The organism is Faecalibacterium sp. I4-1-79 (assembly GCF_023347235.1).
In the GTDB taxonomy this organism is placed as follows: Bacteria; Bacillota; Clostridia; order Oscillospirales; family Ruminococcaceae; genus Faecalibacterium; species Faecalibacterium tardum.
Genome location: NZ_CP094467.1, coordinates 383,714 through 401,241, shown reverse-complemented (window position 1 = coordinate 401,241; position 17,528 = coordinate 383,714). Strand labels below are relative to the sequence as shown.

17 protein-coding genes are annotated in these 17,528 nt (G+C 56.7%); 11 read left to right on the top strand and 6 right to left on the bottom strand.

Annotation, left to right across the window (positions count from 1 at the left end):
- Positions 1-97 precede the first annotated feature (97 nt).
- From MTP36_RS01930 to rplM, 6 genes are all read right to left on the bottom strand, one after another.
- A complete protein-coding gene (locus tag MTP36_RS01930; protein ID WP_005929990.1) occupies positions 98-943 on the bottom strand; it encodes an ATP-binding protein in 846 nt (281 codons plus the stop codon).
- Complete coding sequence (locus MTP36_RS01925) at positions 940-1,626, bottom strand: helix-turn-helix domain-containing protein (RefSeq protein WP_442900236.1); 687 nt, start codon at positions 1,624-1,626, stop codon at positions 940-942. The genes MTP36_RS01930 and MTP36_RS01925 overlap by 4 nt, the downstream gene beginning before the upstream one ends.
- Positions 1,595-1,762 (bottom strand): hypothetical protein, encoded by a 168-nt coding sequence (locus tag MTP36_RS01920; protein WP_002576412.1) that lies wholly within the window; start codon positions 1,760-1,762, stop codon positions 1,595-1,597. The genes MTP36_RS01925 and MTP36_RS01920 overlap by 32 nt, the downstream gene beginning before the upstream one ends.
- Positions 1,759-2,589 (bottom strand): phage antirepressor KilAC domain-containing protein, encoded by an 831-nt coding sequence (locus MTP36_RS01915; RefSeq protein WP_118727981.1) that lies wholly within the window; start codon positions 2,587-2,589, stop codon positions 1,759-1,761. The genes MTP36_RS01920 and MTP36_RS01915 overlap by 4 nt, the downstream gene beginning before the upstream one ends.
- A gap of 347 nt (positions 2,590-2,936) precedes the next feature.
- The gene (gene rpsI, locus MTP36_RS01910) at positions 2,937-3,335 is read right to left on the bottom strand and encodes a 30S ribosomal protein S9 (protein ID WP_005929995.1); all 399 of its coding nucleotides are present in this window, start codon (positions 3,333-3,335) and stop codon (positions 2,937-2,939) included.
- Positions 3,336-3,352: 17 nt separating this feature from the next.
- A complete protein-coding gene (gene rplM / locus MTP36_RS01905) occupies positions 3,353-3,781 on the bottom strand; it encodes a 50S ribosomal protein L13 (protein WP_055185524.1) in 429 nt (142 codons plus the stop codon).
- A gap of 312 nt (positions 3,782-4,093) precedes the next feature.
- Here rplM and MTP36_RS01900 point away from each other — a divergent pair, with 312 nt between their 5' ends.
- The 11 genes from MTP36_RS01900 (at position 4,094) to MTP36_RS01850 (ending at position 17,521) form a co-directional block, all read left to right on the top strand.
- A complete protein-coding gene (locus MTP36_RS01900) occupies positions 4,094-4,663 on the top strand; it encodes a hypothetical protein (protein WP_249253145.1) in 570 nt (189 codons plus the stop codon).
- Positions 4,660-5,460, top strand: coding sequence for a tRNA 2-thiocytidine biosynthesis TtcA family protein (locus MTP36_RS01895; RefSeq protein WP_005921098.1), 801 nt, complete (start codon positions 4,660-4,662; stop codon positions 5,458-5,460). The genes MTP36_RS01900 and MTP36_RS01895 overlap by 4 nt, the downstream gene beginning before the upstream one ends.
- Positions 5,441-6,643, top strand: coding sequence for an alanine racemase (gene alr / locus MTP36_RS01890; protein ID WP_097783053.1), 1,203 nt, complete (start codon positions 5,441-5,443; stop codon positions 6,641-6,643). The genes MTP36_RS01895 and alr overlap by 20 nt, the downstream gene beginning before the upstream one ends.
- A 19-nt stretch (positions 6,644-6,662) precedes the next feature.
- Positions 6,663-8,474 carry a translation elongation factor 4 gene (gene lepA / locus MTP36_RS01885; RefSeq protein WP_249253144.1) on the top strand — a complete coding sequence of 604 codons (1,812 nt, stop codon included), beginning with the start codon at positions 6,663-6,665 and terminating at the stop codon, positions 8,472-8,474.
- Positions 8,475-8,729: 255 nt separating this feature from the next.
- A complete protein-coding gene (locus MTP36_RS01880; RefSeq protein ID WP_249253136.1) occupies positions 8,730-9,632 on the top strand; it encodes a metallophosphoesterase in 903 nt (300 codons plus the stop codon).
- 46 nt (positions 9,633-9,678) lie between these two features.
- The gene (locus tag MTP36_RS01875) at positions 9,679-10,977 is read left to right on the top strand and encodes a hypothetical protein (protein WP_249253127.1); all 1,299 of its coding nucleotides are present in this window, start codon (positions 9,679-9,681) and stop codon (positions 10,975-10,977) included.
- On the top strand, positions 10,974-12,803 hold the full coding sequence (locus tag MTP36_RS01870; protein WP_249253125.1) for a GGDEF domain-containing protein: 1,830 nt from the start codon (positions 10,974-10,976) through the stop codon (positions 12,801-12,803). The genes MTP36_RS01875 and MTP36_RS01870 overlap by 4 nt, the downstream gene beginning before the upstream one ends.
- Before the next feature lie 18 nt (positions 12,804-12,821).
- On the top strand, positions 12,822-13,916 hold the full coding sequence (locus MTP36_RS01865; RefSeq protein WP_249253123.1) for a glycosyltransferase family 2 protein: 1,095 nt from the start codon (positions 12,822-12,824) through the stop codon (positions 13,914-13,916).
- 31 nt (positions 13,917-13,947) lie between these two features.
- Positions 13,948-15,060: a glycosyltransferase family 1 protein gene (locus tag MTP36_RS01860; RefSeq protein WP_249253113.1), complete on the top strand. Its 1,113-nt coding sequence runs from the start codon at positions 13,948-13,950 to the stop codon at positions 15,058-15,060.
- Positions 15,061-15,103: 43 nt separating this feature from the next.
- Positions 15,104-16,483, top strand: a complete 1,380-nt coding sequence (locus MTP36_RS01855; RefSeq protein ID WP_249253111.1) for an O-antigen ligase family protein — start codon at positions 15,104-15,106, stop codon at positions 16,481-16,483.
- 18 nt (positions 16,484-16,501) lie between these two features.
- A complete protein-coding gene (locus MTP36_RS01850; protein ID WP_249253110.1) occupies positions 16,502-17,521 on the top strand; it encodes a glycosyltransferase family 2 protein in 1,020 nt (339 codons plus the stop codon).
- The last annotated feature ends 7 nt before the right edge of the window (positions 17,522-17,528 follow it).

Genomic DNA, 17,528 nt, shown 5'->3' with positions numbered 1-17,528 from the left:
TACTGGTTTTTGCTTTTGCCATTCAGATTCTTAACCTCCTTCCAGCGGTGATAGATGTCATTCTTACCTGCGAAAAACGCCTTTTTTGCCTTGCACTTCATAGATCAAGTACCTCCTTAACGACCTGCTGTTTTTCTTTTCCAATGCTCTTTCTGCGGTCCTCTCCGCTGATTCGCACCGGCGTACACATTTCCAGAATCCTGCTGTAAATCCGGGCGTATGCCACATCCTGCGGATTGCGGATTTCTGCAATTTTCAGATTGGTTGTGATAATGACCGGAAGCCCGGACTTATACCGCTCGTCAATGACAGCGTAGACCTGCTCCAGCGCATATTCGGTGCTGCGCTCAATTCCCAGATCATCCAGAATCAGCAAAGAATAGTTGGAAAACGAAGCGATATACCGGTATCGTTCTTCCGAATACATGGCACCCATCTGGTTCAGGATTTTGGAGAAGTTCGTCATCAAAACCGGAATGCCCTGATCCAGCAGCGCATTTGCTATACATGCCGCCACAAAGGACTTTCCGGTTCCGACATCTCCCCATAACAAAAGGCCAAGGTTTTCAGCCTTGACCTTTTTCCACTGCTCCACATAACGTTTTGCCATCTGGATGTCCTTGTTGTCTTCTGCAACGCCAAAATTCCATTCCAGAAGATGCTTTTCCTGAATCCCAGTTGCTTTCAGCTGCCTGATTTTACGCTGCCGCTCCACCAGTTCATCCTGGCGTTTCTTTTCCGCCATCGCTTCCTGCTGGCATCTGCAAAGGCAGGGAACAATCTTGTCTCTGCCCCAGAGCTTTACCCTGCACTGCACCGGAGTATGACAGTTCCGGCAATACAGCAGTCCGTCCACGCCCTGGTATTCCTGCTCTCCGGGTTCTTTCGGCGTAAAGAGCGAATCCAACGCCGCATTCAATACTTCAGGCACCATGTCGCTCATAGGCTGTCTCCTTCCTCAAATGTGTAGTCTGCCGGGTTATACTTCGGCTTTTCTCTCTTTGCCCAGCTCCGGATTGTGGCAAGGTGATTTTTGTAGCTCCTGCCGGTGGAAGCCATATACTCAGAGAGCCGTTCCACCCGCATCTGATAATCTCCTGGGAACTCCTGCCGGAGCTTGCCGTATTCCGTGTCAGAGAGAAGGACATTTTCGTATGAGCCATACCGGTGCTGGATTTCCTTCTTCTCTCTTTTATTGATTGTTTCAGTACTTGTTCTATTAGTACTTAATTGCGCGGGCTTTTCCGTAACCGGTGTGTCCGTATCCGGATTTACCGTATACGGATTTTCCGTACACGGTGATTCCGAACACGGCTTTTTCCTTGGCATCTCATAGATCACATACTCCGCTCTGCCCATCCGACCGTTACTCTCACGCTGCTGGTTCCTTTCCAGATATCCAAGACGTTCCAGTTCTTTCAGAGCTGTAAGCACCCCATCTACGCCATCCGGTGTAATCGAAGATAATCCCCGTACCGAATAGTTCCATGTGTCCGGTAAACTAAGCAGCATAGAGAGAAGTCCTTTTCCTTTCAGGCTGAGACCCTGATCCCGCAGGTGGTAATTGCACATCGTTGTGTAATTGCTGTTTTTCTCAACCCTGAATACCGGCATGGTGCTCACCATCCTTTTTCGCAGGCTCCGTTTTTTTCTTCGGACATTTGCGCGGACGATCTTCGCTGTCCTCCCGTCGATGGTATTTGCCGGTATCCTGCATCATGCGTTCAAACGCCTGAAGGCGTCCCTCTGTAAAAAGCGTCATTCGATCACACCCCATTTCTTAAACAACTTGAAGAGATGATTCTTTCCCTTGCAGGTCACTCTCGTCTGCTGCACCAGTTTTCCACTTCTGCCGTAGCAATCCCGGACAATAAAATAGCCCCTTGCAGATTTGTCTGCAAAAGGCATCAGCCAGCCGCTTGGACTGCGGTACAGATAGCGGTGATCCAGTAAGAGAGCTACTGCCGTCTTCTCTGGGATTCCGATTTCCTTACAGAAATTCCGGATGCAGGTGCAGTCCTCCGAATTCACAAAGGTATCAAAGTAGTCTGCCTTGGGCTGTGCCGCATCCAGCTGTTTGCGGATACCTTCAAGCTGCTCCCTCTCGGCTACAAGCTCCTGCGCCAGGGTGTAGATGACCTCCGGGTGCTGAATCACCTGATCCAAAATGGAATCGCTCATATACACACCATGCTTTCGGATGGACGGGAGAACTTCATCAAACACCCAATGTTCAAATCGTTCTGCCGATGGCAGTTTGCTGTGAACGATCAGCCGGTAAACATCGCCTTCCGTGATAAAGGAGATTTCAACGACCTGCTCTCCAGCATCCCCATACTGATTCACCTTCTGAACGACCCCCTCGCGTTTCGTTAGGGGGTCTCTGCAATGGCGTTTCACTGCGGCGTAGGGATTCACATACCCCAACGCTTTCGCCACATCGCTTGCACAGAAGAAGGTCTTGCCTGCCTCTTGTAACAACCGGATCGAACCAAACTCCTGGTTCTCGAACACCTCCATCATCTGCCTCGACTGTCCGCCATGACTGCCCACATCGGTATCATGGGTCTTCTGATTGAAATCCGTCATACCTGTTACCTCCTACTCAAATTTGTCTCGCCGGATTTCAGGCGAAAAAAATAGAGCCTCGACCCATTCTCGTTTTCAAAGAATGAGCCAAGGCTCTATGTAAATCGGTCAAGTATGTGTTCGTCTGTCGATGGCAAAATTGGACTTCATTTGCTCCTATTGTCCACCAGTAATTTAACCCATAAGAGGTCAAAATGGGCTTGTCCACCAGTAATTTGACCACTATAAACCCATAAATTTCCGTTCAAATCCCATCAAAACCGAACAGTCCAGACAGAATTTTGGGCATAGAAAAAGCCCGGAAAATAGCGTATTTCCGGGCTTTTTTAGCATTTTTAAGCTGTAGATTATCGCTTGCTGAACTGAGGTGCGCGACGAGCTGCTTTGAGACCGTACTTCTTACGTTCCTTCATACGAGGATCGCGGGTCAGGAAGCCAGCCTTCTTCAGCACAGAACGGTTCTCGTCGCTCTGCTGCAGCAGGGCGCGGCTCAGGCCATGACGGATAGCGCCAGCCTGACCGGAAACACCGCCGCCGGAAACGCGGACGACGACGTCGTACTTGCCCTCCAGGCCCAGCAGGACCAGCGGAGAACGGACGATCAGCTTCAGGGTCTCCAGACCGAAGTAGTTGTCGATATCACGATCGTTGATGGTGATCTTACCGGTGCCGGTGTAAACGCGAACGCGGGCAACGGAATCCTTACGACGACCAGTGCCGTAGAAATAAGGTTTGGTTTCGTACATATTCGATTGCCTCCTTCTTAGAACTCGATCTTCTCGGGCTTCTGAGCAGCGTGAGCGTGCTCGGCACCCTGGTAGCAGTGCAGGCGGGTCAGAGCCTTAGCACCGATGGTGTTGGAAGGGATCATGCCCTTGATAGCGTAGGTCATAGCCAGATCGCTGTTCTCAGCCATCAGCTTGCTGTACTGGACCTTCTTCAGGCCGCCGATGTACTTGCTGTGGGTGATGTGGAACTTCTGCTCGGCCTTCTTGCCGGTCAGAACAGCCTTGTCGCAGTTGATGACAACCACGAAATCGCCGCAGTCCACGTTGGGGGTGTAATCGACCTTCTGCTTGCCGCGCAGCAGAACAGCGGCCTCAGCAGCGACGTGGCCCAGGCTCTTGCCGGTAGCGTCGAGCAGGTACCACTTACGCTCGACTTCAGCGGGCTTTACGAGAGTAGTGCTCATATCTATTTCCTCCTGATAAGCTTTTTGTACGTTTCAGGCGTCCTTTTGGGGCGCGAGTGTCAGTATACAACACAAAAACGCGCCTGTCAACATGATTTTTGGATTTTTTCAGCGGAAATTTTTGAAACTCTCAAAATCGCTTGTTTTCTCTCAAATTCTCTTGATTTCTGAATTTCGATTTTTGTAAAAGTTTTTTGCCCGCACCGCCATATTTTTGCCATTTGCCCGCTACAAATCCCGCTGCAGTTGTGGTATACTATAAAGGATATGGGCGGCGTACCGCCGCCTTGCCAACACAAGGAGAATACTTCCATGCCAAATGAGATCGACCGCACTTCTTCGGCGCAGCGCCGCAGCTCCAAGCTGCTGACAGCGATGGCCATCTTCATCTGTCTGGGCATCGCAGCCTACATGGTGCTCACCCTGCTGGTGAACCGGCAGACCCCTGCGACGCCTGACACCCACTATACCGGCACGAACGGCATCTCTGTCTACTACGACAGCAGCGTGTGGAGCGTGTGCCGCATGACCGAGGACCCCACCCTTGGCACCGTGCTGGAGCTGGCTACCGCTGACACGGCAGACAACGAAGACTATCAGGCCGTTTTGTTACAGCGGGGCACCGCCGACAGCTACGAAAACTTCATTGAGGATTCGGAAACTGACCTTAAACAAGCTTACGGCGTCATCAAACCCCGCAAGGTCAACCTGACCGTGGAGGGTGCAGCGGTAGAGGCGGTGCGCTGCGATATCCGCACCTACTACGCCGTGCTGGCTACCATCACCTACGACAGCGGCGATGTGGTCTATGTCTCAGCGCTGACAAAGCTGGCGTCCATCAGCGATGTGGTCAATCTGGTAGAAAGTGTGAGCCTGTCATGAGTGATCTTCGTGCAATGCAGCGGCTTTGCGGTTTAATGCGCAAAGCCGTACAGGACTATGAAATGATCGCCCCCGGCGACCGGGTGATGGTGGGCGTTTCCGGCGGCAAGGACAGCGTGGCGCTGACCATTGGCCTTTCCATGCTGCGCAAGTACATCGGCTTTGACTACGAGGTGGTGGCGGTCACGCTGGACCCGCAGTTCGACCATCAGCCCATGGACTACTCGGCGCTGGCAGAGCTGTTCCGGCAGCACGGCATCCCCTACGAGGTGCGCCGCACCGAGATCGGCCCGGTGGTGTTCGAGTACCGCAAGGAAAAGAACCCCTGCGCCCTGTGTGCCAAGCTGCGGCGGGGCGCGCTGCACACCGCCGCGCAGGAGCTGGGCTGCAACAAGGTGGCGCTGGGGCATCATCTGGACGATGCCGTGGAGACCTTTTATATGAACCTCTGGCGGGAGGGACGCATCGGCTGCTTCTCGCCGGTGACCTACCTCTCCCAGCGGGATCTCACCCTCATCCGTCCCATGCTGCTGGCCACCGAGTACGAGGTGCAGTGCGCCGTGCGGGAGGCGGGCTTGCCCATCGTGAAGAGCCGCTGCCCCGCCGACGGCGTTACCGTGCGGGAACAGACCAAAGAATTTGTGCAGGAGCGCTGCCGCACCGATCACGCCTTCCGCCAAAAGACCCTCCATGCCTTGCAGGAGAGCGGCATTGACGGCTGGCGTCCCGTCCACACGGGCCGGGGCAGCTTTATCGTACCAAAAAAGGAAACAGATCATGCAGAAACAACCGTTTGAAAAACACGTCTGGGCCGAGATCGACCTCGAGGCCCTTCGGTATAATTTCCGGGAGGTAAAGGCCCGGGCAGGGGCACTGCCCCTGTGCGCAGTGGTCAAGGCGGACAGCTACGGCCATGGCGCGGTACAGTGCGCCCGGGTGTTCGCCGAGGAGGGCGCCGCATGGCTGGCGGTCAGCTGTCTGACCGAAGCTGTGCAGCTGCGCAAGGCGGGGCAGACTTTGCCCATCCTCATTCTGGGGCATGTACAGCCCGCCTACGCCGCCGCCCTGATCCAGAACGACATCACCGTGGCCTGCTACTCCCTTGCGCAGGCACGCGCCCTGAGCGAAGCCGCCGTGGCGGCAGGCGGCAGGGTGCACATCCACCTCAAGGCCGACACCGGTATGGGGCGCATCGGCTTTGCCCTGCGCACCGATTTTGACGCCGCCATCCGGGAGATGCTGGAAGCCTGTGCGCTGCCCGGGCTGGAAATGACCGGCCTGTTCCAGCATTTTTCCGTGGCCGATGACACCGCCCCGGAGAATGTGGCCTATACTGCCGAGCAGCACGCACTGTTCGTGAAAGCCTTCCACGCACTGAAGGCCGCCGGGCGGGAGCCTGCCCTTGTACACTGCGATAACTCTGCCGGGGTCATGCTCCACCCGGACTGGCCGGAGGGCTTGCCCCGGGAGCGCTGCATGGCGCGCCCCGGCATCATCCTGTACGGCTACGACCCCAGCGACGAGGTACGCTTTGGGCGCTTTAAGCCGGTGATGACCCTCAAGACCGTGGTGAGCATGATCAAGGAGATGCAGCCCGGCCAGTGCGCCAGCTACGGCCGCCGCTTTACCGCTGAAAAGCCCACCAAGGTAGCCACCCTTTGCACCGGCTATGCCGACGGCTACCCCCGGCTTTTGAGCTGCGGCAAGGGCGTGGTGGAGATCCACGGCAAGGCCTGCCCGGTACTTGGGCGGGTGTGCATGGATCAGATGATGGTGGACGTGACCGATGTGCCGGAAGTGCGCGAGGACGATGAAGCCATCCTGTGGGGCGGCACCGTGAGCGACACCGCAGAGACCATTGCCCGCAAGACCGATACCATTCCCTATGAAGTGCTGTGCGGCGTTTCCCGCCGCGTGCCCCGCGTCTACCGCGACCACGGACAGATCGTGGCCGTGGAGGACTGGATCTTAGAAGCATAAAGCTGCCCGGAGGAACTACATGGCAAGAGACAACATCCGCAACTTCTGCATCATTGCACATATCGACCACGGCAAATCCACCCTGTCCGACCGCATTCTGGAACTGACCAAGAGCGTGGACGAGCGCACCATGGAGGATCAGATCCTTGACAACATGGATATCGAGCGCGAGCGCGGCATTACCATCAAGGCGCGTGCCGTGACCATGAACTATACTGCAAAGGACGGCAAGACCTACGAGTTCAACCTGATCGACACCCCGGGTCATGTGGACTTTGCCTACGAGGTCAGCCGCAGTCTGGCCGCCTGTGAGGGCGCGATTCTGGTGGTGGACGCCACGCAGGGCGTGGAAGCGCAGACGCTGGCCAACACCTATATGGCACTGGAGCACGATCTGGAACTGGTGCCCATCCTGAACAAGATCGACCTGCCCAGCGCCCACCCGGACGAGGTGGCACAGGAGGTGGAGGACGTGATCGGTCTGCCCTGCATGGATGCGCCCCGCGTCTCCGCCAAGACCGGCCTGAACGTCGATCAGGTGCTGGAGCGTGTGGTCAGCGATATCCCCGCCCCCACCGGCGACCCGGACGCACCCTTAAAGGCGCTGATCTTCGACAGCATCTATGACAGCTACAAGGGCGTCATCGTTTACGTCCGCGTGTTCGAGGGCACGGTAAAGCCCGGCGACACCATCCGCATGATGGCTACCGGCGCAGAGTTCACGCTGGTGGAGGTGGGTCACATGGGCGCCACCTCCCTGACCCCCTGTGCCCAGCTGCAGGCCGGTGAGGTAGGCTACCTGACCGCCAGCATCAAGACGGTACAGGACACCCGCGTGGGCGATACCGTCACGCTGGCAGAGCGCCCCACCGCAGAAGCGCTGCCCGGCTACCGTCAGGTCAAGCCCATGGTGTTCTGCGGCATCTACCCTGCCGATGGCGCCAAGTACCCCGACCTGAAGGACGCACTGGAAAAATTGCAGCTGAACGATGCCTCCCTGACCTTTGAGTTGGAAACCAGTGCCGCGCTGGGCTTCGGCTTCCGCTGCGGCTTCTTGGGTCTGCTGCACATGGAGATCATCACCGAGCGTCTGGAGCGGGAGTTTGATCTGGATATCATCACCACCACCCCCAGCGTGCGCTACCGTCTGACCCTGACCGACGGCACAGTGGAAATGATCGATAACCCCTCCAGCTACCCGGATCCCAGCAATATCGTCAAACAGGAAGAGCCCTTTGTGGATGTTCATCTGTACACTCCCAATGACTATGTGGGCGGCCTGATGGATCTGTGCCAGAGCAAGCGCGGCGTGCTGATCGATATGAAGTATCTGGACGATGTGCGAGTGGACCTGCACTACGCGCTGCCGCTGGGCGAGATCGTGTACGACTTCTTTGACGCCATCAAGAGCCGCAGCCGTGGCTACGCCAGCTACGACTACGAGTTCAAGGAGTACCGCGAGAGCGATCTGGTCAAGCTGGATTTTCTGCTCAACGGCGACCCCGTGGACGCTTTGTCCATGATCGTGTTCCGGGACAACGCCTACGCCAAGGGACGCCGCATCTGCGAAAAGCTGCGGGACAACATCCCGCGCAACCTGTTCGAGATCCCGGTACAGGCAGCCATCGGCGGCAAGATCATTGCCCGCGAGACGGTCAAGGCCATGCGCAAGGACGTGCTGGCCAAGTGCTACGGCGGCGATATCTCCCGTAAAAAGAAGCTGCTGGAAAAGCAGAAGGAAGGCAAAAAGAAGATGCGTCAGCTGGGCAGCGTTTCCCTGCCCAGCGAGGCCTTTACCGCCGTGCTCAAGCTGGACAGCGACGACGATTGATCTGCAAATATACAAAAGGGATGCTGCGTGCGCGGCATCCCTTTTTTGATGGGAGTTCCCAAATGTGAAATCCGCTCACGGCAGAGATGCACTCTTTGCTTTTCACTATAAATATGTTATAATTTCTTTATATATCAATTCTTGTATTCGTTTTTAGAGAGATGAGCTGCGGCCTTGTGCTGTGCACGTCTCCATGCAACGTTCCCCCACAGAAAGGATGTGGCCTTTATCAAAGCAAAGCACGGAAAAGGCGCAGTGCAAAACAGCAGACACACACACAGCGGCGGCGCACAGAGGGCAGCATCTCTCTGGAAGCAGGTGTTGCTGACGCTGCTGATCTTTATTGCTCTGCTCGCTCTGATCGGCGGGGCGCTGTGGCAGAATATCTGCTATAACCGTACCCACTATACCGCAGAGTTTTATCAGATCCATTCCCGCAAGCTGACCCAGAGCTGCCGGGTCGTTTTTCTCACCGATGTACATCTGCGGGAGTACGGGCAGGATAATTGCGATCTGGTGCAGGATATCCGCAGCCTTGCCCCGGATCTGATTTTGCTGGGCGGCGACCTTGTGACCTACGGCGAAGGTTCCAGCTATGATAATATGCTCTCCCTGTGCAGCCAGCTGAGCGAGATCGCGCCGGTGTGCGGCGTGATGGGCAACCACGAGGACGAGCTGTATTTTCTGAACGGCGATCAGGCTCTGGTGGAAAAGTTCACCGCCGCCGGGGTGACCATCCTGCGCAATGAAGAGGCGCGCTATACCGTCCACGACAATGTCATCAGCATTCTGGGCGTGGAGGGCAGCCCGAAGGACTTTTACAACTACGGTGCCAGTACCTTTATGGACGCCGCAGAGCAGCAGACGGACTATGACCTGCGCATCTGTCTGGCGCATGTGCCCACCTACTTTACCGAACATCTGGAAAATTATTCCTTTGAGCTGGGCCTTGCCGGGCACACCCACGGCGGCATCGTGCGGCTGCCAAAGGTCGGCCCGCTTTACAGTGCCGAGGAGGGCTTATTCCCCGACTATGCCGGGGGCAGCTATGGGCTTGCCAACAACGCCACCCTCATCGTAAGCCGGGGACTGGGCGATTCCAGCTGGGTGCCCCGCATCAATAACGTGCCGGAGCTTTCGGTCATTGACATCGACTAAGCAGTCTGCACCGCGCGTGCAGGCCGCTGCAAAAGGGTAGAATGCCATGGATGACATCAAAGAAAAGATCAAACAGGCGCTGCGCCATATCTGGACAAATAAATACCGCCTGTTTCTCTGCCTGCTGACCTTGTGCTGTCTGTTCGGGCTGGTTCACTATTTCAAAAGTGCGGACAGCGCCACCGCCAGCATCTCCTTCAATTACTCCGAGGCTGCGCTGGGCATGAACCCCAACAAGACCCGCTTCAACGCCTACGAGATCGTTTCGGACGAGGTGATGGAACGCGCCATCCGGCGGGTGGGCTTGCAGGACAGCCTGACTGCCTCCCAGCTGGCCCAGTGCCTTTATCTCAGCCCGGAAGGCACCGGCAGCGCCAACGGCAGCGAATATATCAGCACCAACTACTATCTTTCCATCAACGCCCGCAAGCTGGAGCTTGGCAGCCGCAAGGCTACGGATCTTTTGCAGAGCGTGTGCGAATCCTACCGGGAGATCTTTCAGAGCAACTACTGCGACAACCAGAGCCTGCTGAAGGAAAAGCTGGAAGTGACCTCTGCGTGTGAGCCTTATCTGCGGCTGAACGAGCTGGAGGTGCGCGCTGAGGGGCTGAACCGCTACCTGAACGCTCGTCTGCAGGAGAACAAAAGCTTTACGGACGAGGCAAACCCCGACTCTGCCACCAACAACTTTACCACGCTGGGTAAAAAGATCAACAATCTGGTGGATTACGATCTCCCCAATGCCATGGCCTTTGTCATTGAGGGCGGCGTTGCCCGCGACCCGTCCATGCTGACCAGCATTCTGGAATACAAGAACAAGATCGACGATCTTGCCATGCGCACCCAGCAGGCTTATTATGACGCCGATAAAAAGGGCATTTCCATCTACGAAAAGTCCATGACCTCCATCATGATGATCCCCACCGTGGATGAGGACAGCGAATACTATATGTCCCGCACCAAGACCGCTATGGACGCGCTGGCGCGGGCGGCAGATGCTTCTCTGTCCGATGCCACCGATTACCAGTCCGAGATCGTGAGCACGAACTATGTGATCCAGAAGATCCGGGAGCTGGACGCCGGGCAGCCGCGCTTGGCCGAGGCACAGGCCATGGTGAACAAGCTGGAAGCTGCCATCAACGAGATCTCGGAGCAGCTGTTCGTGCTGGACAAAGCCTACGTCAAGTATAAATCCCAGAACTATATCACCTTTGCCTATGGTTCAGCCTCCTTTATTCAGCGGCTGAGCCTGAAAAAGACCCTGATGGAGTCTGTTGCCGTGATGCTGGGCGGCGCATGGCTGCTCCACGAACGGAAACGCAGAAAGGTAAGGCACCACAAATGAAAAAGTTTGAGATCCTGCGCTATCTGAAGCGTTTCAGCATCCTGATCTTTCTGGTCGCGCTGGCAGGTGCAGCCGCCATCTACCTGTATGCAGACGGGCGGCAGATGTACACAGCCTCTGTCATCATCCGCTATACCAACGACGGCATCTCGGACGGCTACACCCCGGACGGCAGCGATCTGGACGTCAACGAGATCTATTCCTCCACGGTCATTTCGCAAGCCATGGATGCGCTGGGCGCTTCCGGGCAGCTGAGCGCCATCCGTTCCAACATTTCGGTGACCCCGGTGATTCCAGAGGATCAGCAGACCATCAATGATGCCTTACTGGATAAGGGCGAAGAGGTGACCTACTTCCCCGACACCTACAAGGTGAGCCTCGTGGTAGACGGAGCGCTGGGCGCGGGCTATGCCCGCAATATGCTGGATGCTATCATCCAGAGCTACTGCACCTATTATACGGAAAAATATGTGGAGCAGAAGCTCTCGCTCAACCCTTCGTCCGATCTGCTGGACAACGGCTACGACTACTACGAGTGCATCCGCATTCTGGAAAACGATACCACCGAGATGCAGAACTACCTGCTGAGCAAGCGGGAACATTACCCAGACTTCCGCTCCTCCCGCACCGGCTACACCTATGCAGATCTGTGCGATATCTATTCCGATTTCAAAAAATACACCATCCCGGCGCTGTACGCCTATGTGCTCAACGGCCCGCAGGTGCGGGACGGCACGGTGCTGCAGGAATATCTGGCCAACTGCATTGAGACTGCAAAGCAGGACGAGCAGATCACCACCGAGCAGCGGGACAGCCTGTGGAACCTGACCGACCAGTATGTGTACAAGAACGCCGACCTGCTGAAAAACTACTTTACCGACCAAGGCGAGGTGGTATCCGCAGAATACATCCTGAACAACATCGAGCTGGAGGGCTCGGGCGATAAGGCACAGACCACCTATGACGGTCTGGTGCTGAAGCTGGTGTCGCTGGAACAGCAGGTGGCTGCCAGCCAGATCGACCGGCAGTTTCAGGAGGAGATCCTGCAAAGCTTCCGCAACGTGGATTTTGGCGGTACAGACGAACAGCATGCTGCAATGGAAAGCATGATCAATGACTACGAGGCGCAGCTGAAAAGCTACTACGAGATCATCAATACCAGCAGCAAGGAGCTGAACCTGTACATCAGCGCGGATTATCTGAAGATGATCAGCTCAGTGCAGGTGGCTGCCGCCATCAATGTCAAGCTGTACCTGATGCTGGCGCTGGTGCTGTTCTTTGTGATCGGCTGCTGCGGTGCCGTTCTGCTGGGACGCCTCTCGGATGTGGTGGATTATCTGCTGTATGTGGACAAAAAGACCGGCCTGCCCAACCGCGAAAAGCTCAATGTGTACATCACCGGCATGGCCGGCCGCATCCTGCCGGAGGATTATACCTGCTTTGCCTTTCAGTTGGACAACCTGACTGAGATGAGCCGTCGCTTCGGCTACCATGTGGGCGACAGCATCCTGAAGGATTTTTCCGGTCTTTTGCAGCTGATGGGCGACACCGACGGCACGGTGGGCTACAACGGCGCGGGCAAGTTCCTTGCCTTCTTTGATGAATGCAGCAGCCGGAAGGCAGAAGTCATGATCCGCATCCTGCAAAGTCAGGTGGACGAGTACAACAAGCTGAACCCGGAGTACCCCATCCTGTTCACCGCTGCATGGGCGACCACCTCGGAGGAGGAGCTCTACCATGTGCGCGACCTTGTGCGCTGCGCACAGAAAAAAATGGCCCTGACCGCAGAGGAGGGCGGCGCTGCCCTTGGAATTTCTGAAACCTGAAAAAGCCGGAGAACTTAGATGAAACAATTGCTGAAAAAGCTGACCCATGGGAAACGGCACACCGGCGCTGCTCCGTCTGCGCTGGCGTTTCCCGATGCAGCTGCCGCAGAGAACTACCTGAAAGCTCTTGCACCGATCCCCACAGGGACTATACAGGCCGACAACCGTATAATCCCGCAGTACGACCTGCACATTATTGTACCGTGCTACAATGTTGCGCGCACCATTGTCCGCTGTGTGGACTCGATTCTTTCACAAAAGACCGGCTATACATTTTTTGTGTCACTGGTCAACGATGGCTCTACCGATAAAACACCGGAGCTGCTGGAGCGATACCGCGCCGACCCCCGGGTAGAGATCCTTACACAATCTAACCGCGGGCTTTCCGGGGCACGAAACCGCGCGCTGGAGCATATCCGGGGAAAGTACATCCTGTTTGTGGACTCAGACGACACGCTGCGCAAAGGTGCCGTAGAGGCGCTGCTGTCCAAAGCGGTGGAAACGAACGCCGACATTGTGCAGGGCGGCTTTGTCAACATTACCGGGCACGGCCTTGTCTTTGGCCGGACGGGCTACCGGGAGGGATCCGCTGCCGAAACCGGGCAGACCCCCTATGGCATGGCATGGGGCAAGGTGATCCGCAGCAGCATTTTCGCCCATCTGAAATTCCCGGAGGGCTACTGGTTCGAGGATACGATCTTTGCCTTCTGCATCGGCCCTTTCCGGCCTGCCCATTACCTGATTCCGGCGTATGTCTATAACTATACCCGGAACCCGCTGGGCATCACACTGCGCTCCCGCAAAAAGGCAAAGGCAGTGGATACCGTATGGATCATGCGGTATCTGATGGCGGATCTGGCACAGAAAAAAGAGGTGCACTCTGCGCAGGTGCAGCAGCTTTTGTTACAGCACATCGCGCTGGCATGGTACCGGCTCTCCCGTTTGGACGAAACCGTCCAGCAGGCGGCATTTCTGGTGATGCAGCAGATGTATGCTGCGTACTACGCCCCACAGGATATCTGCGTGCAGGACAGCCGTCTGCTGGCACTGCATCAGGCACTGGCGGCGAAAAACTATGGACAGTATCTTGCTGCCGCAGAAAACCTGACATAAGGGCTGCAAACACAGATAAAGGGAGAAATTTATGATACGAGTGCTGCATTCGGTCAGCAATATGGACCGCGGCGGGATCGAGACCATGCTGATGAACTACTACCGGCATATCGACCGCAGCAAGGTTCAGTTTGATTTTATCGTCAACAAGAAAAAGCCCGGCGACTACGACGACGAGATCCGCCGTCTGGGCGGGCATATCTACCAAAGCCCGGGGCTTGACCCGCTGCATTACCCGGCATATCTGCGCTTTGTGCAGCAGACCGTGGCCGCAGACCCCCGCATCCGCATCCTGCACGCCCACAACGAGGCCATGGGACTGTACGCCCTGAAGGGCGCGGAGAAGGCGGGGCTGCCCGTGCGCATTGCCCACGCCCATAATATCTGGATCGTCCGGGACTATAAGTGGCCGCTGAAGATGCTCTGCAAGCGGCTGCTGCCCGGCGCAGCCACCCACCTGTGGGCCTGCGGCCGGGACGCAGGCATCTACTATTTCGGCAAGGCGGACTGGGAGCGCCGGGGACAGATCATTCCCAACGCCATTGAGCCGGAGACCTTCCGGTTTACCCCTGCCGTCCGCGCGGAAATGCGGGCGCGTTACGGGCTGGAGGATCGGGTGGTGCTGGGCCATGTAGGGCGCTTTGACGTCCGCAAGAACCATGAACGTCTGCTGGAGATCTTTGCTGCCTTTTTGCAGCTGGAGCCCCGGGCGATGCTGGTGCTCATCGGCACCGGCAGGCTGGAACCGGCTGTCCGCGCACAGGCACAGGAACTGGGCATCACAGACCATATCCTGTTTGCCGGGCTGCAAAGCAATGTGGCAGACTGGTACCAGTTGATGGATCTCTTTGTCATGCCCTCCCGCTTCGAGGGTCTGCCGGTGGTGGGCATCGAGGCGCAGGCCGCCGGGCTGGGATGCGTATTTTCGGACGCAGTGCCGGAAGAGGTGCTGCTTTCGCCCCGCGCCATCCAGATCCCGCTTTCTGCCAGCAATGCAGACTGGGCGGCAGGCTTGCAGCGGATGCTCCAACAGCCCTGCGACCGTTCTGCCGGTGCAGAGCTGATCCGGCAGGCGGGCTACGATATCAACATCGCCGCCGCCCGCTTGCAGCAGCAGTACTTGCAGCTGAGCGGAGAAGCGTAAGTCACCTGCGGGAACACCCGCTACAAAAGGAGAACCCTTTTTCATGCGCACATTGGATCAGATCCTGACCAAAAAGGATTACAGCCGGAAAACTCCGGCCTCTTTGTTTTATAAGGACAGCCCGCTGTGGCAAAAACTGCTGACCATCAGCTGCGTGTTCTTTCTGGCCGGAGCAGGGTTGGGAGAGTGGAAGCCGATCAACACCACGCTGGGTGGCCTTCCCAAGGCCATCTCTCTGGGAGTGATCGGGCTTGCGGTGCTATACACTCTGTTTTACCCGGACGAAACACGCCTCCGGGAGATCTGGAAGCCTACCCTGCTGTATATGTCCCTGATGGCGGCACTGTTTTTCTGGTCGATGGTCATCTGGATCGAAAGCTTTGCTGCGGTGTCCTCCATGATCCGCAGCTGCTCCAAGCTTGTGTTCCAAAGCATTGCCATCCTCACTGCCGTGGCGCTGGTCTATCTGTTCCGGGAAAAAGCCATCGACCTGTTTACCATCAGCATCTGCATTGCCAACACGGCCATCATGCTGCTGAGCATTCCCGGCTACGGTCTTGCAGCCAGCCTCCAGTCTCTCATCACCTGTCTGGTCACCTTCGGCGATGCGGATGGCTATGCGCTGCAGCTGGAGATCCACGACCTGACCTTTGTGTTCGGACAGATGGTTTTGTATTACGCCGTCTTTGCGCCCCATTCCACCCTGCAGGAAAAACGCAAGCGTCGGCGGTATCTGCTGCTCTGCTGCTGGTTTTTTCTGGTCGGCATGAAGCGCATCGCCATCCCGGCAGTGGTCCTGTTCATCTTGATCGCTCTGCTTCTTCGCAAGCGCAAAGTCCCCAACTGGTTTTACCCGGCAGTGGGCGGGTGCTACATCCTGTTTTTTCTGGCGTTCCTCTATTGTGTGCGCAATGGTATCATTACAGCGCTTCTACTGCGCTTTGGCATCGATATGATGGGACGGGACTACCTGTGGAGCATGGCAAACCCCTACTATGAATTTTCCATCACCTATCTCGGCCACGGCTTTGAATATGTGGATACCATCATTGCCCAGTGGTACAATGCGGGACTCCTCAACCAGGCCATTCCTTTTCACAACGACATCCTGAAGGTCTTTGTAGAGGTAGGATTTCCCGGTTTTCTGCTCTGGTCCGGCATCCAGTATGTTCTGACCCCGCTGTTCTGGCAGCGCTATGCAGACCAAGAGACCACGTTGCTGTATCTGTCCGAGCTAGGCTATATGACGGTGACCTACCTGACCGATAATACCGCCTTTTATTTCTGGAGTACGATGGCGCTGCGTCTGGTGACGCTTGCCTATGCCATGGAGCGCAAAAAGCCCCCGGAGCCCAAGGTGTGGATGCCGGACAGTCGGCAGGAGATGCGGGACCGCATCCGTATTCTGATGAAGGAAGTGTGACAGCAAGGAGTGAAAACAATGCCCTGTATTACGTTTATACTACCCATTTATAATATGGAACGCCTGCTGCCCCGGGCGCTGCGCTCACTGCGGGCGCAGACCCTGACCGACTTCGAGGCCATCCTCATCAACGATGGCTCCAAGGACGGTAGCGCCGCGCTATGCGCACAGGCTGCTGCCGAGGACGCGCGCTTTCGCTTTATCGACCAGCCCAACGGCGGCGTAGCCGCTGCCCGCAACGCGGGTCTGGATGCCGCCCGGGGAGAATATATCTTCTTTCTGGACCCGGACGACTGGGTGGAGCCGGACGCCGCAGAGCTGCTGTACAGCGCCGTCCGGGACGCGGATGCGGACTGCGTGGAGTTTGGGTTGTATCTGGACAGCTATGATGAAAAGGACCAGCTGCTGCACACACAGACCAGCGGCTGCGCCCTCTCCGGCGTGTACCGGGGCGAGCCCTTCAAGGAGCATTTTGACGAGATGGCGTCCTCGTATCTGATCATCAATAAGCTGTTCCGCAGAGCGTTTCTGGAGCAGCACCATCTGCGCTTTCCCTGCCATCAGCTGGGGGAGGACGGGCTGTTTTTCGTAGCCTTCTATCGCAGGGACCCCGGCTGTCTGGTGGTGCTGGAAAAGCCGCTGTACCACTACACGATTGCCCGGCGGGGCAGTCTGTCCAACAGCTACCACCCGGAACGGTTGGAGGATAACTTTTATCTCAGTGACGCCGTGTGGGACACCGTTTCTGCGTGGGGCTTGCAGAACAGCCCCATGCACCGCGCAAAGGCGAACTACTGCACCGTCCGCGATCTGATGATGGGGGTCAAGAACCTTGGGTGCAGTCCGCTTTCCCTTGCAGAGCAGACCGCATGGCTGCGCAGCACCTTGCAAAAGCCCCGCGTGCACACAGCAGTGCGCAGCACCCCGCTGCACGTCATGCAAAGCCGGAACGACCGGATAAAGCTGCTGCTGCTCAAGCTGCGGCTGTACCGCACGGTGCTGCTGCTCTCGGGCGCAAATCAGCGCAAGCATCCCTGAAGAGAAA

What these genes read in the sequence shown, in the direction of transcription:
- MTP36_RS01930 (WP_005929990.1), bottom strand. Translation starts at nt 943, where the DNA reads ATGAGCGACATGGTGCCTGAAGTATTGAATGCGGCGTTGGATTCGCTC.
- MTP36_RS01925 (WP_442900236.1), bottom strand. Translation starts at nt 1,626, where the DNA reads ATGGTGAGCACCATGCCGGTATTCAGGGTTGAGAAAAACAGCAATTAC.
- MTP36_RS01920 (WP_002576412.1), bottom strand. Translation starts at nt 1,762, where the DNA reads ATGACGCTTTTTACAGAGGGACGCCTTCAGGCGTTTGAACGCATGATG.
- MTP36_RS01915 (WP_118727981.1), bottom strand. Translation starts at nt 2,589, where the DNA reads ATGACGGATTTCAATCAGAAGACCCATGATACCGATGTGGGCAGTCAT.
- rpsI (WP_005929995.1), bottom strand. Translation starts at nt 3,335, where the DNA reads ATGTACGAAACCAAACCTTATTTCTACGGCACTGGTCGTCGTAAGGAT.
- rplM (WP_055185524.1), bottom strand. Translation starts at nt 3,781, where the DNA reads ATGAGCACTACTCTCGTAAAGCCCGCTGAAGTCGAGCGTAAGTGGTAC.
- MTP36_RS01900 (WP_249253145.1), top strand. Translation starts at nt 4,094, where the DNA reads ATGCCAAATGAGATCGACCGCACTTCTTCGGCGCAGCGCCGCAGCTCC.
- MTP36_RS01895 (WP_005921098.1), top strand. Translation starts at nt 4,660, where the DNA reads ATGAGTGATCTTCGTGCAATGCAGCGGCTTTGCGGTTTAATGCGCAAA.
- alr (WP_097783053.1), top strand. Translation starts at nt 5,441, where the DNA reads ATGCAGAAACAACCGTTTGAAAAACACGTCTGGGCCGAGATCGACCTC.
- lepA (WP_249253144.1), top strand. Translation starts at nt 6,663, where the DNA reads ATGGCAAGAGACAACATCCGCAACTTCTGCATCATTGCACATATCGAC.
- MTP36_RS01875 (WP_249253127.1), top strand. Translation starts at nt 9,679, where the DNA reads ATGGATGACATCAAAGAAAAGATCAAACAGGCGCTGCGCCATATCTGG.
- MTP36_RS01870 (WP_249253125.1), top strand. Translation starts at nt 10,974, where the DNA reads ATGAAAAAGTTTGAGATCCTGCGCTATCTGAAGCGTTTCAGCATCCTG.
- MTP36_RS01865 (WP_249253123.1), top strand. Translation starts at nt 12,822, where the DNA reads ATGAAACAATTGCTGAAAAAGCTGACCCATGGGAAACGGCACACCGGC.
- MTP36_RS01860 (WP_249253113.1), top strand. Translation starts at nt 13,948, where the DNA reads ATGATACGAGTGCTGCATTCGGTCAGCAATATGGACCGCGGCGGGATC.
- MTP36_RS01855 (WP_249253111.1), top strand. Translation starts at nt 15,104, where the DNA reads ATGCGCACATTGGATCAGATCCTGACCAAAAAGGATTACAGCCGGAAA.
- MTP36_RS01850 (WP_249253110.1), top strand. Translation starts at nt 16,502, where the DNA reads ATGCCCTGTATTACGTTTATACTACCCATTTATAATATGGAACGCCTG.